The organism is Rhodococcus sp. G6(2025), from assembly GCF_058628105.1.
Window position 1 is genome coordinate 942,883 of sequence record NZ_CP179750.1, and the last position, 16,137, is coordinate 959,019.

The window sequence follows — 16,137 nt, forward strand, 5'->3', positions numbered from 1 at the left end:
CTGTGTCAGTTCGCTACGCGGGCGGCGTAGCGCAGTCCCTGCTTGGTCAGTCGGCGCACGTTCGGCTCCGACAGGTCTGCCGGCGTGTGGCCGATCGAGTGGTAGAAGACCCGGCCGGCGCCCCACTGGCGCACCCACGCCACCGGGCTGCGCAGGCCCTCCAGCCAGGGCAGGTGCTCGCCGCTGAACTCGGTCTCCGCGAGCACCCGGTTGTTCGGGTCGACGTGCATGTAGTACTGCTCGGACGCCACCGCGAAGTCCTCGACACCGGCGGTCACCTCGTGCTCGCGGTCGGTGATGCTCACCTTGTACGGCTGCGGGAAGGCCTCTCCCGCAGGATGTTCGACGAAGTCGCCGCCGAGGAGGAAGTGGTACTTCAGGCTCGCCCGGAACGCGGCGGCGGCGCCGTGCCACGCCGCGACCCCGGTTCCGGCCGCGACGGCGTCGAGCAGGTTCTTCTCCTGCGAATCGCTCAGGTCTTCGGTGGTGAGCGCGTTGTTCCAGCCGAGCACGATCAGGTCGTATCCGGTCAGGTCGCGATCGAGGGTGAAGATGTCCTGCGACTCCTCGACCTGGTAGTTCAGCTCGGAAAACAGTTCGCGTGCCCATGCGGCGATGTCGTACGGATGGTGGCCGGGCCAGCCGCCGTAGAGGTAGAGGACCTTGGTCATGAGTGCTCCCATGGATGGTGAAACCGGAAATGGTGAAACGATTAACTTATGGTGGTGAATCGTATCACCGGCTGGAGAGCTGTCAATGGCTGATGCCGAGGGGAACGTGGGACGCGTCCGGACGCGGACTAGGATCGGGCTTTGCCATTTGTGCGCTCCGGTGCGCAACGGCCGGTTGCGGCCGATGATCGCCGACGAGGGAGCACCATTTGGTCACGATGAAAGACGTCGCCCGAGCGGCCGGAGTATCGGTCGCCACCGTCTCCTACGCTTTCAGCAAATCGTCGAAGGTCTCTGCGACACAACGGGAACGCATCTATTCCGTCGCCGCGGAACTCGGCTACGCCGGGCCGAACATCGCCGGGAGCAGTCTGCGGTCGGGACGGATCGGCGCGGTCGGGGTGATCGTGCCCGATTCCCCGGTTCAAGCGCTCGAGGATCCGTCCGTGACCCTGCTGATGAAGGGCATCGCGGAGATCGGGAACTCGGCCGACATCGCCCTCACCCTGTTTCCGGCCTCACGTGGTGGCTCCCCGGATTCACCACCGAACTCGCTGGTTCTCCGTGGACTCGTGGACGGCGTGGTCATCCACAACGTCCCCGACGGTCATCCCCTGGTCGAGGCGATCATCGCGCGCGGTATCCCGGCCGTCGTCGTCGATTCGCCCAGAAGCGCGGGACTGCCGTTCGTGGCCATCGACGACCGCCACGGCGCCTACCTGCAGATGGACCACATCCTGAGCCTGGGCCATCGACGCATCGGGATCATCGTCGACAAGCTCGGTCAGGATTCCGACTGCCGGATGGTCACGGCGGACGACGTCGGCGCGGCGACCGAACGCAACGCGCGGGAGCGGCTCGCCGGCTACTTCGCCGCGGCCCGCGACCACCACCTCCCGGTGGAGGAACTGTCGATCGTCGTGGCGGGCAACATCGATCGCGCCGCGGGCGACGAGGCCACCCGGATCCTGCTCGACGCGGCTCGGCCGACCGCTCTGGTGGCGACGTCCGACGTGCACGCGGTGGCGGCGTGGCAGGTGTTACGCGAGCGCGGCCTGACGGTGCCCGACGACATGTCCGTCATCGGCTTCGACGACGCACCCGTCGCAGAGCTTCTCGGTCTCAGCACAATTCATCAACCGATCGTCGAGAAGGGCCGCGCGGCCGCGACGATCCTGCTCGATCGGCTGGGCGGCGGCACCCGCACACGATCGTTGATGAAGACGTCGCTGGTCGTCCGCGCGAGCACCGCGCCGCCGCGCGAATCCAGCACCGCGCCGCCACGCGAATGATGGCGATGCTCCGCGACGGCCGGGTGTCATCCTCCATGATGGATCGATGACGACTGCGGTGCCGCGACTGGGCGTGACGTTCATCCCGACGATCGAACCCGAGAAGTTGAAGGACTTCGCGCGGGTGGCCGAGGACAGTGGCCTCGACGAGATCTGGTTGTGGGAAGACTGTTTCAAGGAGAGCGGCGTGGCTGCGGCGGCCGCGGCACTCGCGTGGACGGAGCGAATCCACGTCGGCTCTGTCGCCGCCTCTGATAACACGACAGCGGGTGTCGTCTGCCGTTGGTGGGCGAGCTTGCCCTCCCATTCCCCGGGATTTGCGCAGTTCCCGGCGATCAGATGAGAGGAGGCCCGCCCATTGCACCCGCCAGCGGGGTCACGGTAACTCGCTGCCATTGCCTGACCCTGTCCGGTGACCGGTGAGTTCGACGTTCTCGTCCCCTGCACCATCGAGGGTGGGCAGGAACCATCCCGTGACGATTCCGAGCACTGTACCGGCGGCGATCCCCGTGATCGCGGCGAGCGCGGCGACCGCCACTGTGGGCCAGCCACTTTCCGGAGTCGTCGCACCGATGAAGATCACGGCCATCGTGGGTGGCCAGGCAATGGTGTTGGCTAGCACCCAGCGCGTCGGACGAGGAACGAGACGGCGCACCGTCATCGCTTGAGCGGCACCGAGGACCGCACCCATCACCGCACCCAGACCGAGCGCGCCGGCCACCACGACGAGAAGTGCCGGCTCCGCATCACCGCCACTGTCACCGGAGAACACCCCCGGAGCCGAGGCGGCTGCCCAGCCCAACCCCGCCACCGCCGCCGTGACCACGAGCCATCGGCGCCGATTCAGCCGTGGGATCAGCCGCTGCAATCCACTCGCCTGAAACGCACCGAGCGCCACCCCTTCGACCAGCCCACCTGCCACCACCAGAAGTAGCGCGAGCGTCGCATCCCAACCCCTCGGCTGACCGCCGAGAACATACTGGGACAGCTTCGCTGCAACGGCGGCAGCGGTCATGCCGACGGCCTCGGCACTCGCGCACAACGCAATCCAGCGCCTTCCCGACAACCCACGGGCACAACCTTCTAACGGTGTGCGGTCGGTTCGCTGTCGACCCCACCCAAATGCCGTCATCGTCGCTCACCTCGGGGAGCATCCGCGCGGATGGCGCCGGCCCATCGGTCGATATCGGGCCAGTCGCGGGCGTCGCATTGTCCGTTGTGAATAGCACTACCGGGCACAACCTCGTGGTCATTCACTTCGGCCATGTCGGCGCAGGAGTGCAGACCCACATCATGACCGGCCGAGTCGAGCCCCGCCGCGATGCGTTCGGCGATCCCTCGTGCCGAACCCATCGCGCGCGCGTGCCCGTCGAGTATCTTCATCGTCTCGTCCTTTGCATGGTGTGCCGCAACGAAGTTGCGGGCTTGCCCAGTGCGCCAGTAGCCGATCTGGTCATGTGCTTTCTCTGGAGCGTGCGGGGGAGGGCGGTGGTGATCGCGTCGCCGCCACCGAACGCAATGTCCCATCACGGTCACCAGCAGGGGAGCCCTATCGCTGGTCGCCTGCCAGCCGGGGCAGGGTCATTCGTCGCCCGGTGACGTGCTCGATGTCGAGGACGAGGTAGCAGTCCGAGGACCGGATCGTCCACGGGGAGGGACCGGAGTGGTCGAACCCGGACAGATACTCCGAGCCCGTGGCGGTACGGGCATGGCCGAGAACGACCACACTCCACCCGTCGCGGGTTCCCGACTCGACATGCCCGGCCTCGAACGCGACGAACGTCCGATCGAAGCGGCCGAACCAGGACTCGTTGCAGGTCGCGATGATGATCTCGGCGCGGGGGGCGGCGAAGGTCACCAGCCGGACCGCGGGCAGGGCGTCCTCGGTGTAGAGCAGACGACCCGTGGGCACCGACCGCAACGCGTGGACGCATTCGGTCGGGGTCAGGGTGCCGTCACGGCCGGAGGTACGCATCGCGTGGTCTTCTTTCCAGGCGCGACGGTCGGGTGCGTGCCTCTACCTTCTCCAGCATGAGCGTTTGTTCCCCTCGTGGTTAGAGTCCTAAGTCGTTCGCCTGCCGCGGCCGGGAACCCACCAGGAGGATCGCCCACCCGTCGCGGGGTTTGACGTCGACGACAAGGGGATATCCTCGGGGTGTACGCGTCGCCGTCGGCTACGTCGCCCGCGCCTGTACGGCGGGCGAGTCGGGAAGCGGCGCAGAAAGCTGGTAGACGATGCCAGGAGACGACGAATCGCTCCTGCTCGACACTCTCTCGCAGTTACGGCTACGGCAAATGCTGACCGAACGGCAGGACCGCATCGAGCAGATGACCGCCTCCCGGGAACACTTCGACGGCCTACTCGAGGCGATGCTCACCGTCTCGTCCGGCCTCGACCTCGCTGCGACCCTGCGGCGGATCGTCGACGCGGCCATCAGGCTGGTCGACTGCCGATACGGAGCCCTCGGCGTGCTCAACCACAGCGGAGACCGATTGCAGGAATTCGTCTACGCGGGCGTCGACGACGAGACTCGCCACCTGATCGGGAAGTTGCCGACCGGGCATGGCCTTCTCGGCCTGCTCATCGACCGTCCCGCACCGCTACGCCTGGACGACATCACCGGGCACCCCGCGTCTGCGGGGTTTCCCGCACGTCACCCGCCGATGCGCACCTTCCTCGGTGTGCCGGTCCGCGTCCGCGGGCAGGTCTACGGCAACCTCTACCTCACCGACAAAGCCGCAGGCCAGTCCTTCACCGAGGACGACGAAGACCTCATCCAGGCCCTCGCGGCCGCGGCCGGGATCGCCATCGACAACGCCCGTTTGTTCGAACAAGCCCGTCAGCGCCAGCAGTGGCAGCAGGCCACCAGCGAGATCCGCGGCGAACTGCTCGCCGCCATCGACCCCAGCGAGGTGCTCGACCTGATCGCTCGCCGGGCCCGCCACCTGGCCGGCGCCGACCACGTCCTGATCGCCCGACCGGACGACCTCGACCAAGTTTCCGCCGACGTCACCGCCCTCACCGTCACCGCGTACGCCGGAAGCGATCCGAGCGTGCCCGGCATGCGGATCGGTGTCGACGACACCGCTACCGGGCGGGTCTACCGCACCGGGAACCTGATCCGGGAGCCGGAGATCAGCGACACCGGCCCGCACGGTCCGGCTTTGCTGCTGCCGTTGCGGGTGTCCGCGGACTCGGTGACCGGGGTCCTCGCCCTTATCCGCAGCCGCGGCAGGGAACCGTTCGACGACCGCCAACTGCCCCTGGCCGCGGCGTTCGCCGACCAGGCCGCCCTCGCGTTGAAACTGGCCGATGATCAACGCCAACTGACCGCCCTGTCGCTGATCGCCGAGCGGGACCGGATTGCCCGGGATCTGCACGACCACGTCATCCAACGGTTGTTCGCGCACGGACTGCACCTGCAAAGCGCCCAGGCCCGCAGCCGCGTCCCCGAGGCCCGGCAACGGTTGTCGGAGATGATCGACGACGTTCAAGACATCATCACCGACGTCCGCACCGCCATCTTCGACCTGCACGGCGGAGGGAACGACGGGTTCGCGCTGCGCCCGGCGCTGACCGCGATCATCACCGAACAAACCGGTGAGAGCGGATTACACACCACGATGCGCCTGACCGGACCGCTGAGTGTGGTCACCGGACCCCTCGCCGACCATGCCGAAGCAGTGCTGCGGGAAGCACTGAGCAACGTCGTACACCACGCCCACGCCCACCAGGTGGATGTCACCGTCTCCGTCGGCGACGACCTCACCATCTGTGTCACCGACGACGGCATCGGCATCGCCCCGGCCGTCACGCGCAGCGGCCTGCACAACCTCACCGCCCGCGCCGAGGAGGCCGGCGGCACCTGCACCCTTGCCACCCCTACCACCGGCGGAACCCGCCTGACCTGGACCGCACCACTGCCGGAAGTCTCAGGAGCAGGCTAATTTTCAGTGGTCAATTTCAGTTACACCGCCTGACAAGTGACCCGAGATCATCCCAGAAGCGCGGCTGCTCCGACGATTACGGATTCGCCGCCAGAGGCCACGTCGGCACCACCTACGACCTCGCGTTCACAGCCACACTCGCGCCGGCGGCGGGCGCGGACGGACGGCGTCGATCCCGGCTTCGAGGACGCGCGCGAGGCCGGTCCAGATGGCCCGTTCCCCGGAGTGAGAGCCACTCAGGTTGACTGGTCGAGGTCGTCCACATAATCGTCGCACCCGACAGTTCCGCGGTCCGCTGACAGTCGTCCAACTCCCCATGCCGGGCGGTCGTTTCCGTGGGACGGTGGACGGGTAGCCGACCGTGCGGCGGAGCAGACGAGATGACGACGGAGGACCATGAACCCCGAGATCCATCACGAGCCCAGCGAGATCAGCTACGACGAGCAGTTCTACCCGGCGCGCCCTCGGCCGTTGAAACCGTCGGTCCGCCGTGCGACCAGGGTCGATGCGCAGTCGGGCGAGCCCGTGCCGGACAACCCGAACTATGTGGAGTGGCTGATCAATCAGTCGATCCTGCACGATGCGAAGTTGATCGCGGAGCAGTTGTCCGGCAAGGGCAGCATGTGGCAGAACCCGTATGCCGACCCGAATCCGCGCGCCGCGGTTGAGCGGGGATCGGTGTGGTTCACGGCGTACCCGATTTCGATCATCACGGCTCCGGGCGCGAGTTTCCTGAGTTCGCTCGGCGACGAGTCCCTGTGGCAGGCGTTCTCCGAGATCGGGGTGACGGCCGTCCACACCGGGCCGGTGAAGCAGGCGGGCGGGATCAACGGGTGGCGGGCCACGCCGTCGGTGGACGGCCATTTCGATCGCATCAGTATGCAGATCGACTCGGCCTTCGGGACCGAGGAGGAGTTCCGCAAGCTCTGCGTCGTCGCCGCCGCGTACGACGGCATCGTCATCGACGACATCGTCCCCGGTCACACCGGCAAGGGTGCAGACTTCCGGCTCGCCGAGATGGCGTACGCCGACTACCCCGGCATCTATCACATGGTGGAGATCGAACAACAGGATTGGCACTTGCTTCCCCGCGTGCCGGAAGGCCGGGACTCGGTCAACATCGACGCCGACACCGAGGCGCAACTCGCCCGGGCCGGGTACATCATCGGTCAACTCCAGCGCGTCATCTTCTACGAACTCGGTGTCAAGGAAACCAACTGGAGTGTCACCCCCGTGGTGAAGGGGGTGGACGGCATCGAGCGGAGGTGGGTGTACCTGCACTATTTCAAGGCCGGGCAGCCCTCCATCAACTGGCTGGATCCGTCGTTCGCGGGCATGCGCCTCGTCATCGGGGATGCCTGCCACTCCATCGCGGACCTCGGTGCGGGTGCACTTCGACTGGATGCCAACGGATTCCTCGGGGTCGAACGCCGGACCGAGGGACTGCCCGGCTGGTCGGAGGGGCATCCACTGTCGGAGGCGGCGAATCACCTGATCGCCAGCATCGTTCGGAAGATGGGGGGATTCACGTTCCAGGAACTGAACCTCACCATCGACGACATCAAGGCGATGGGCACGACCGGAGCCGACCTGTCCTACGACTTCATCAATCGCCCCGCCTACCATCACGCCCTCGTCATGGGGAACACCGAATTTCTCCGGCTCACCATGAACCTCGCCCGCGATCATGGTGTCGACGCCGCGTCGCTCGTCCATGCCCTGCAGAACCACGACGAGCTGACATTCGAACTGGTCCACTTCGCGACGCTGCACAAGGACGACGAGTTCGCCTACGGCGGCGAGTCGATCAAGGGGTCGGATCTCGGTGACCGTATCCGTAAGGACTTGTGCGAGCGGCTCACCGGACGCTGGGCCCCGTACAACCGCACGTTCACGACGAACGGGATCGCCTGCACGACCGCCAGCGTCATCACCGCGGCGCTCGGCATCCGTGACCTCGACAGGATGGATGCCGCGGACATCGACACCGTCAAGCAGGCGCATCTGCTCCTGGCGATGTTCAACGCGCTCCAGCCCGGCGTCTTCGCCCTGTCGGGCTGGGATCTGTGCGGGCTGCTGCCCGTGCCGTCCGAGGACGTCGCCGACCTTCTCGCCGAAGGCGACACCCGGTGGATCAACCGCGGTGCGCACGACCTGATGGGGGTCAATCCCGAAGCCGCCCGGTCGGAGTCGGGCATTCCCCGGGGCACCAGCCTGTACGGAAGTCTGCCGGTGCAACTGCAGGATCCGGCGTCCTTCGCTCGCGGTCTCGCCCGCATCATCGACATCCGAAACCGGTTCGGCATCGCCACCGCGGTCCAGCTCGACGTGCCCACCGTGTCGCACAAGGGGCTGCTCGTCATGGTCCACGAACTGGCGGACTCGAGTCTCGAAGTCACCGTTCTCAACTTCACGTCCGAGGAGATCGCCGCGACCGTGCAGTCCCAGTTCCTGCCGGCCGGATCGCCCGCCGTCAACCTGTTCACCGACGAACAGATCGGCACCGTCGACGAACTCCACAGCTTCCCGATCTCCCTCGCGCCCTATGAGGGAGTTCCGGTTGTCGTGCGACCGGGCAGGACCGACGACGCGGGCTGAAAAGGGGCACGATTCGGGCTCCCTGTTGCCCCGGACCTCGACCTCGGCGAAGACTGATCTCATGGCCCGCACACAGAGCGACGCCGAGTTCCACCAGCTACGGACTCCACGGGCCGCGGCCGTCGCCGGTGTCGTCTTCGGTGTCCTGTTCGCCTCCAGCATCGTTCTGCTGCGTAGCGCGCTGCCCGGCGCAGCCGCGACCCCGTGGTTACACCACCAACGGCAGATCACGGCAGCCCTTATACTCGCACCCTTCGCGGGCATCGCGTTCCTGTGGTTCATCGGTGTCATCCGCGACCGGCTCGGGAACCTCGAAGACCGATTCTTCTCGACCGTCTTCCTCGGCAGTGGGCTGCTGTTTCTCGCCATGACGTTCGTGTCGACGGCAATCGCCGGCGGGCTCCTCGCCGTGTCCCGGCTCTCCGGCGTTCCGCAGACCGACCTCGTCTTCTTCGGGCGCGAGGTGATGTTGCATGTGAACAACGTCTACGGGGTTCGCATGGCCGGGGTGTTCATGATCTCGCTGGGAACCATCTGGCTGCGCACCGGACTGATGCCGCGATGGCTGGCTGTCACAACCTACCTGCTGTCACTCACCCTGCTGGTGGTCGTGAGTTTCAGTCTCTGGGTGACGCTGGTCTTCCCGGCGTGGGTGACGGTGATCAGCGTGTACATCCTCGCCGTGGATCGACCGCCGTCGATCCCCCCGGACTGACCGCCGGTACTCGGACACGAGGTTCTCACCCGGTACGGGTGATGTGGCGCGGGCGCACCGCGAGCAACGTCAGGACTGCGATTCCCCCGATGATGCGAGGAGAGACAGATGACGGACGCGAAACCCAACATCCTGGTCATTTGGGGCGACGACATCGGTATCACCAATCTCAGCTGCTACAGCGACGGACTGATGGGGTACCGGACACCGAACATCGACCGTCTGGCCGAGGAGGGCATGAAGTTCACCGACTCCTACGGTGAGCAGAGTTGCACTGCCGGTCGCGCGTCGTTCATCACGGGGCAGAGCGTGTATCGCACCGGCATGAGCAAGGTCGGAATCCCGGGAGTCGACGTCGGATTGTCGCCCGAAGACCCCACCATCGCCGAACTGCTCAAGCCCCTCGGATACGCCACCGGGCAGTTCGGGAAGAACCATCTCGGCGACCTGAACAAGTATCTGCCGACCGCTCACGGGTTCGACGAGTTCTTCGGCAACCTTTATCACCTCAACGCCGAGGAAGAACCGGAGCTTCCCGACTACCCGAGCGCAGAGGACTACCCGAAACTGCACGAGGTGATGCTGCCGCGCGGTGTTCTTCATTGCTGGGCCACCGAGGAGGACGCCGGCGAGGTCGATGAGCGGTACGGGCCGCTCGGGAAGCAACGCATCGAGGACACCGGTCCGCTGAGCAAGAAGCGGATGGAGACCATCGACGACGAGACGGTCTCCGCGGCAATCGACTTCATCACGCGGCAGAAGGAAGCGGAGACACCGTTCTTCGTGTGGATGAACACGACGCACATGCACCTGCGGACCCACACGAAGCCGGAAAGCGTCGGCCAAGCCGGGCACTGGCAGTCGCCGTACCACGACACCATGATCGATCACGACAAGCACGTCGGCCAACTGCTCGACGCGGTCGACGAGCTGGGTCTCGCCGAGAACACCATCGTCATCTACAGCACCGACAACGGTCCCCACGCGAACACCTGGCCGGACGGCGCGACCACCCCGTTCCGCAGTGAGAAGGACACCAACTGGGAGGGTGCGTTCCGCGTCCCCGAGGTGATCCGCTGGCCGGGCAGGATCCCCGCGGGCAGCGTGTCCAACGAGATCGTGCAGCACCACGACTGGCTTCCCACCTTCCTCGCCGCCGCGGGTGCACCGGACGTGGTGGAGCAACTGAAGACCGGGCACACGATCGGCGAGAAGACGTTCAAGGTGCACATCGACGGCTACAACCTGCTCCCGTACCTCACCGGTGAGGTAGAGACGTCGCCGCGCCGGGGAATGGTGTACTTCTCCGACGACTGCGACGTGCTGGGCATCCGTTTCGACAATTGGAAGATCGTGTTCATGGAGCAGCGGGCGCAGGGCACCCTCGGCCTGTGGGCGGAGCCGTTCACCCAACTGCGGTTGCCGAAACTGTTCAACCTGCGCACCGATCCGTTCGAGCGGGCCGACATCACGTCGAACACCTATTGGGATTGGTTCCTCGACCACGACTACATCGCCATCTACGGAACATTCATCACGACCCAATTCCTCGAGACGTTCAAGGAGTTCCCCCCGAGGCAGGAGCCGGCGAGCTTCACGATCGACCACGCGGTGGCGAAGCTGCACGCCTTCCTGGCGAAGGACTGACCGACGTGGGGGCCGGGCTGGGTGGTTCCTGGGCGGACGGATCGACGCGGTCCGCGATCGAGGACTTCGTCGGGCGGGTGACGACACGGGGACCGGACTTCGTCGAGCCCGCCGACCGGGTGGCCGTATTCGACAACGACGGCACACTTTGGTGCGAGAAGCCGATGCCCATCCAGCTCGACTTCACCATCCGGCGCTTCGCCGAGATGGCCGCGAAGGATCCCGGCCTCCAGCAGACGCAACCGTGGAAGGCGGCCCACGAGCACGACCTTCAGTGGCTCGGTGCGGCGATGGTCAAGCACTACCAGGGCGACGACGGCGACCTGAAACTGTTGATGGGCGCAGTCACCGAGGCATTCGATTCGATCACCGTCGAGAATTACGACGCAAGGGTGCGGGCCTTCTTCGACGACGCGGATCACCCGACGCTCGGCCGCCCGTACGCCGGCTGCGGATACGCGCCGATGGTCGAGTTGCTGCGCTATCTCGAGGCGAACGAATTCACGATCTACATCGCGTCCGGCGGTGACCGGGACTTCATGCGCCCGGTCGCCGGACGGCTCTACGGGATTCCGCCGGAACGCGTCATCGGCAGTGCCCTCGGACTCTCGTACCGTGAAGGGGCGGAGACGAGCGACCTGCTCTACAAGGCCGCGATGGACTTTTTCGACGACGGGCCGGAGAAACCGGTCCGAATCTGGAGTCGGATCGGGCGACGGCCGATCCTGTCGGTCGGCAACTCCAACGGCGACCTGCCGATGCTCGCGTTCTCCGGGCTACCCGACCGCCCGTCGCTTCGGGTGCTGATCCTGCACGACGACGCCGATCGCGAATTCGACTACGTCGCGGGCGCGGAGCAGGCTCTCGAACACGCACGAGAAGAGAACTGGACCGTGGTAAGCATGAGGAACGATTGGACGAGCGTCTTCTCGCCGGCCGTCACCTGATCAGGTAGAAGGGAAGGCGTGTGGATACCCAGACCGTCTCCGAAGTCCGGCACATCCCCGCTCAGACCTTCACGATGGGCTCGGATCGGCACTACCCGGAAGAAGGTCCGGCGCATCGGGTCGCGGTCGACGCCTTCGCCATCGAGGCCCACCAGGTCACCACCGCGCAGTACGCCGCGTTCGTCCGGGACACCGGTTATGTGACCGTCGCCGAGCGGCCGCTGGACCCCGCCGACTTCCCCGGTGCTCCCGCCGAGAATCTGCAACCGGGATCGATGGTGTTCACCCCCACTCGGGGCCCGGTCGATCTCCGTCACCTCAGTCAGTGGTGGACCTGGACCGTCGGCGCGTCCTGGCGGCACCCCACGGGGCCGGCATCGACGATCACCGGCCGCGAACGGCATCCCGTCGTTCACGTCGCCCACGAGGATGCGGCAGCGTACGCGGAGTGGGCAGGGCGGTCCCTCCCCACCGAGGCGCAATGGGAGGCCGCGGCGCGCGGCGGACTCGACCACGCCGAATTCACCTGGGGTGACACCGCCGAGAGTGAATCCCCTCCGCTGGCGAATTACTGGCACGGGGAGTTTCCGTGGCGCGCGGCCACCGGGTACGGCACCACGACCGCCGTCGGTAGCTATCCGCCCAACGACTACGGTCTGTTCGACATGGCAGGCAACGTGTGGGAATGGACCGCCGACTGGTACTCGGATCGGCACGCCGACACGGCGGAGTCGTGCTGCGCGCCACGCAATCCGCGTGGGCCCGGCATGTCGGAGAGCTTCGACGCCCGGCAGCCCCAATTCCGGGTGCCCCGGCGGGTGATCAAGGGTGGGTCGTTCCTGTGTGCGGACAGTTACTGCCGGCGGTATCGGCCCGCGGCCCGGCGGCCGCAGATGGTCGACACCGGGATGAGCCACATCGGATTCCGCTGCGTCACGGCCCTGCCCGGGTCAGAGTAGGACCACCACGGCGAGGAGCGCGAGCAGTGTGACGATGCTGGAGGTGACCACGGCGGTGAACGTCGCCGGCGCGAATTCCCCGGATTCGATCTGCCGGCTGATGACCCGATAGCGGAGGGTGCCGTACGCGGAGACCAGTAGTCCCGCGCCGATCAGGATCAATCCGGCTGCCACGGCGTGGCCGCCGCGGTGCGGCGCGAACTTCGCGACCGCCACACCGAGCGCGGCGACGCTGATGCCGGTGCGATGCCAGGCGAGGTAGGTCCGCTCGTTGGCGAGATGGTCGCGCGCGGTGCTTCCCTCGTTCGGCTGCGTGGGGCCGAAGATGTTGCGGCTCATGCGCCGCGACCCAGGAAGCCGATCTCCGACAGGCGCGACTGGAACCCGGACTCGCCGCCGGACAGTCCCGATATCCAGACGAGGACCCGGTCGGTGGGTGCGGGCGTCCGGGCCACGATCTGGGTGACCCCGTCGCCGAGCGTGGCGCTGCCGATCAGCTGGGTGCGATCGATGCTCGCCCACGCGACGGGCGCGGTCCGGATCTCGACCGTGGTGCCCGGTGTCGGGGAGTCGATCCAGACGGTCCGCAGATCGACGGGCCCGGGAAACGACACGATCAGACCCATTCCCTGCTTCGTCGCCGACAGTTGCTGCGGGTAACGGTCGGTCGCCCAGGACGTCGCGGGGTTCGCGTCGACGGCGAGGGAGGCAGTGGCACCGTTGTCGGGGAAGCGCAGCGGGGAGTAGGCGGCCGCGGACGACGGGGTGAGCGGCGCCTGACGGGGGTCCGGTACCGGCGCGATCTGGCTGAGCATGTTGTCTGCGACGGCGGCCGGGGGAGCGTCCGACGAGCTGAATGTGGCGCCCGCCGCCCACCCGGCGGCGCCGAGCGCGACGATAAGGGCGAGTGCGCCGCTCAACGCGGGAAGCGGCGCGTTCGGCCGGGGTACCCGGTTGGCGGGTGCCGGGCGGGCCCTCTTCGTGGTCGGAGCGAATGCGGATGCCGAGCGGGCCCGCGCGTCCGCCAGGATGCGGTCGAGGGCGTCGACGACCGCCTGCGCGGTGGACATCCCGGGTCGCCGAGCAAGGGCGTTCATGGCCACGTCGGACAGGCGTCGTGGAATCGCGGGCCGCACACGATGTGGCGGGACGACGGAACCGTCACCGCGCCTGCCGGCCGGGGGCAGCCCGGCTGCCCGGGTCGCGCCGGACGAGGACAACGGCCACGTGCCGAGCAACAGGGCGTACAGCAGCGCACCGAGTCCTGCGACGTCGTCGGCCGCGCTGCCGTCGGCAAGGGTGGCGGGGAAGGCGAGGACCGCGAGTCCGTCGTGGGAGATCCGCACCCGGTTGGGATGATCAAGTGAGATGCGGGCACCGAAATGGTGTGCGTCTGCGGTCGCGGCGGCCAGGTGCCGCACGGTGCGAGCGGCATCCAACGGCCGTGGGACCGTGTGCGCGACATCCGCGACACGCCACCCCGGCGTCCATTCCGCGACCACGGCGATCCGGTCGCCGACTGCCGCGATGTCGTAGACCTGCGCGATCCGGCCCTCGTGGCTGAAGCTGGTTCCGGTGGTGTTCCGGCAGAAGCGCGCCACCGGATCCGGACGCGTGTCGGTGGCGCGGACGTGCGCCGAGTCGACGAGGCTGAGCGAGACGTCCCGGCACAGTTCGGTGTCGTGTGCGTGCCACCACTGCACCCAGTCGGGTCCGGCGAACCGTCCCAGGAGCCGGTATCGGGTGGCGACGAGCATGCCCGGGGCGAGCGGATCCCGGCCCTGCGGCGAATGCGGCAGGCCCCCGAACACCGGCGTCGCTGTCATCTACTCTCCCGGGCTCTCCCCGACCCCGAAAATCCCTGTCAGGCAACTGTCACCCGGGCAGCAGCGCAGACGTTCGCACAGCACCGGGCCTACTGCTGATCATCCTCGGATGACGAGCGAACCGTGTGCTTTTCGGCCGACCTAGCCGAGGACGTGCTCCGCGTATCGCGCGACCGCGAGTACCAGGTCGTCCGAGTGGCGGGGGCCGATGATCTGCAGACCCACCGGCAGACCCGCTGCGGTGCGGCCGACGGGGATGCTGATCGCCGGCTGCTGCGTCAGGTTGAACGGGTAGGTGAACGGGGTCCACTGCGGCCAGCTCGTGAGATCGCTGCCCGGCGGCACGTCGTAACCGGCCTCGAAAGCCGGAATCGGGACGGTGGGTGTGAGCAGGACGTTGTGCGTCAGGTGGAATTTGCCCATCCTGATGCCGATGTCCGCGGCGACCGCGCGAGCATCGAGATAGTCGACGGCGCTGAACTTCTCGCCCCGCTCCCAGATCTTGCCGAGCCCCGGGTCGACCTTGTCGCGCGCACCCTCCGGGAAGTTCTTCAGCATGGCCGCGGCCCCGGACGCCCACAGCAGCTCGAAGGCCTCGATCGGATCGCTGAAGCCGGGGTCGGCGGTGGTGACCGGTAGACCCGCGGCGTCGAGGGCCTGCACGGCTCGATCGACGATCGCCCGGACCTCCGGATCGACGGTCACATAGCCGAGCGTGGGGGAGTACGCGACGCCGAGTCCGACCACATCTCGGCCGATCTCGCCGCGGAACGTGGTCGGGAACGGGGCGAGCGAGGTCGGGTCGCGCGGGTCCGGCAGCGACAGGATGTCCATCAGCAGTGCCGCATCCTCGACCGTGCGGGTGAGGGGGCCGGCATGCGCCAGCGGTCCGAACGGGCTCGCCGGGAACAGCGGGATGCGACCGTGGGTGGGTTTGAACCCGACGACGCCGCAGAACGAGGCGGGGATGCGCACACTGCCGCCGCCGTCCGTGCCGACGGAGCAGGGACCGAGACCCGCCGCGACCGCGGCGGCGCTGCCGCCCGAAGATCCACCGGCCGTCTTGGTCGGGTCCGCCGGGTTGCGGGTGATCCCGCACAGGGCACTGTCGGTCACGGCCTTCCACGCGATCTCGGGCGTCGTGGTCTTGCCGAGGAACACCATCCCGTCCTCGCGAAGCCGGGCGGCCACGGGACTGTCGACGTTCCACGGCTGGTCCTCGTCGACGGCCTGTGAACCCCGGAGTGTCGGCCAGCCGTCGGTGAGGAAGATGTCCTTGATCGAGATCGGAACGCCGTCGAGCAGCCCCTTGGAGTAACCGGTGGTCCAGCGCTCCTCGGACTTCCGGGCCTGCGCGAGCGCCCGCTCCTCGTCGACGAGGCAGTAGGAATTGATGGTGCGGTCACGCTCGGTGATGGCGTCGAGCATCGCCTGCGTCGCTTCCACCGGCGAAAGTTCTCCGGACGAGTAGGCCGTGACCAGTTCGACGGCGGTCATGTCGGTGGGATTCATGAGAACTCCTTCAGCCTGGACG

General features: G+C 67.2%; 15 protein-coding genes. 8 read left to right on the top strand and 7 right to left on the bottom strand.

Translation table 11 applies throughout. The features are described 5' to 3' along the window. Positions 1–5: 5 nt before the first annotated feature. Positions 6–671, bottom strand: coding sequence for a ThuA domain-containing protein (locus ACLIVD_RS04535; RefSeq protein ID WP_005244749.1), 666 nt, complete (start codon positions 669–671; stop codon positions 6–8). 209 nt (positions 672–880) lie between these two features. On the opposite strand from ACLIVD_RS04535, the gene ACLIVD_RS04540 reads away from it, so the two are divergent. Both ACLIVD_RS04540 and ACLIVD_RS04545 read left to right on the top strand, forming a co-directional pair. Beyond that, on the top strand, positions 881–1,963 hold the full coding sequence (locus ACLIVD_RS04540; protein WP_349307430.1) for a LacI family DNA-binding transcriptional regulator: 1,083 nt from the start codon (positions 881–883) through the stop codon (positions 1,961–1,963). A 46-nt stretch (positions 1,964–2,009) separates the two neighbouring features. Next, on the top strand, positions 2,010–2,306 hold the full coding sequence (locus tag ACLIVD_RS04545; RefSeq protein ID WP_491932017.1) for an LLM class flavin-dependent oxidoreductase: 297 nt from the start codon (positions 2,010–2,012) through the stop codon (positions 2,304–2,306). Positions 2,307–2,339: 33 nt separating this feature from the next. On the opposite strand, the gene ACLIVD_RS04550 is transcribed toward ACLIVD_RS04545, so the two are convergent. From ACLIVD_RS04550 to ACLIVD_RS04560, 3 genes are all read right to left on the bottom strand, one after another. Then, positions 2,340–2,978 (bottom strand): hypothetical protein, encoded by a 639-nt coding sequence (locus tag ACLIVD_RS04550; protein WP_491932018.1) that lies wholly within the window; start codon positions 2,976–2,978, stop codon positions 2,340–2,342. Positions 2,979–3,091: 113 nt separating this feature from the next. Next, positions 3,092–3,346 carry a hypothetical protein gene (locus tag ACLIVD_RS04555; protein ID WP_491932019.1) on the bottom strand — a complete coding sequence of 85 codons (255 nt, stop codon included), beginning with the start codon at positions 3,344–3,346 and terminating at the stop codon, positions 3,092–3,094. Positions 3,347–3,512: 166 nt separating this feature from the next. Continuing rightward, a complete protein-coding gene (locus ACLIVD_RS04560) occupies positions 3,513–3,938 on the bottom strand; it encodes a pyridoxamine 5'-phosphate oxidase family protein (protein ID WP_283350978.1) in 426 nt (141 codons plus the stop codon). Positions 3,939–4,198: 260 nt separating this feature from the next. Between ACLIVD_RS04560 and ACLIVD_RS04565 the strand changes: the two genes are divergently transcribed. From ACLIVD_RS04565 to ACLIVD_RS04590, 6 genes are all read left to right on the top strand, one after another. Further along, positions 4,199–5,911: a GAF domain-containing sensor histidine kinase gene (locus ACLIVD_RS04565; RefSeq protein ID WP_491932020.1), complete on the top strand. Its 1,713-nt coding sequence runs from the start codon at positions 4,199–4,201 to the stop codon at positions 5,909–5,911. A gap of 396 nt (positions 5,912–6,307) precedes the next feature. Further along, positions 6,308–8,509, top strand: a complete 2,202-nt coding sequence (gene treS / locus ACLIVD_RS04570) for a maltose alpha-D-glucosyltransferase (RefSeq protein WP_491932021.1) — start codon at positions 6,308–6,310, stop codon at positions 8,507–8,509. Between the two features lie 61 nt (positions 8,510–8,570). Continuing rightward, positions 8,571–9,224 (top strand): hypothetical protein, encoded by a 654-nt coding sequence (locus ACLIVD_RS04575; protein ID WP_283334861.1) that lies wholly within the window; start codon positions 8,571–8,573, stop codon positions 9,222–9,224. Positions 9,225–9,332: 108 nt separating this feature from the next. Further along, complete coding sequence (locus tag ACLIVD_RS04580) at positions 9,333–10,871, top strand: arylsulfatase (protein ID WP_283334860.1); 1,539 nt, start codon at positions 9,333–9,335, stop codon at positions 10,869–10,871. 5 nt (positions 10,872–10,876) lie between these two features. Further along, positions 10,877–11,818 (top strand): HAD family hydrolase, encoded by a 942-nt coding sequence (locus ACLIVD_RS04585; protein WP_491932022.1) that lies wholly within the window; start codon positions 10,877–10,879, stop codon positions 11,816–11,818. 74 nt (positions 11,819–11,892) lie between these two features. Further along, positions 11,893–12,777, top strand: coding sequence for a formylglycine-generating enzyme family protein (locus ACLIVD_RS04590; RefSeq protein ID WP_477951337.1), 885 nt, complete (start codon positions 11,893–11,895; stop codon positions 12,775–12,777). Here ACLIVD_RS04590 and ACLIVD_RS04595 read toward each other — a convergent pair. The 3 genes from ACLIVD_RS04595 to ACLIVD_RS04605 all read right to left on the bottom strand — a co-directional run bounded on the left by ACLIVD_RS04595 (position 12,769) and on the right by ACLIVD_RS04605 (position 16,115). After that, positions 12,769–13,116: a YidH family protein gene (locus tag ACLIVD_RS04595; protein WP_105416798.1), complete on the bottom strand. Its 348-nt coding sequence runs from the start codon at positions 13,114–13,116 to the stop codon at positions 12,769–12,771. The genes ACLIVD_RS04590 and ACLIVD_RS04595 overlap by 9 nt on opposite strands. Next, complete coding sequence (locus tag ACLIVD_RS04600) at positions 13,113–14,603, bottom strand: protein kinase family protein (protein ID WP_283334858.1); 1,491 nt, start codon at positions 14,601–14,603, stop codon at positions 13,113–13,115. Before ACLIVD_RS04600 ends, ACLIVD_RS04595 begins: the two co-directional genes overlap by 4 nt. Before the next feature lie 141 nt (positions 14,604–14,744). Beyond that, on the bottom strand, positions 14,745–16,115 hold the full coding sequence (locus tag ACLIVD_RS04605) for an amidase (RefSeq protein WP_491932023.1): 1,371 nt from the start codon (positions 16,113–16,115) through the stop codon (positions 14,745–14,747). Positions 16,116–16,137: the final 22 nt, after the last annotated feature.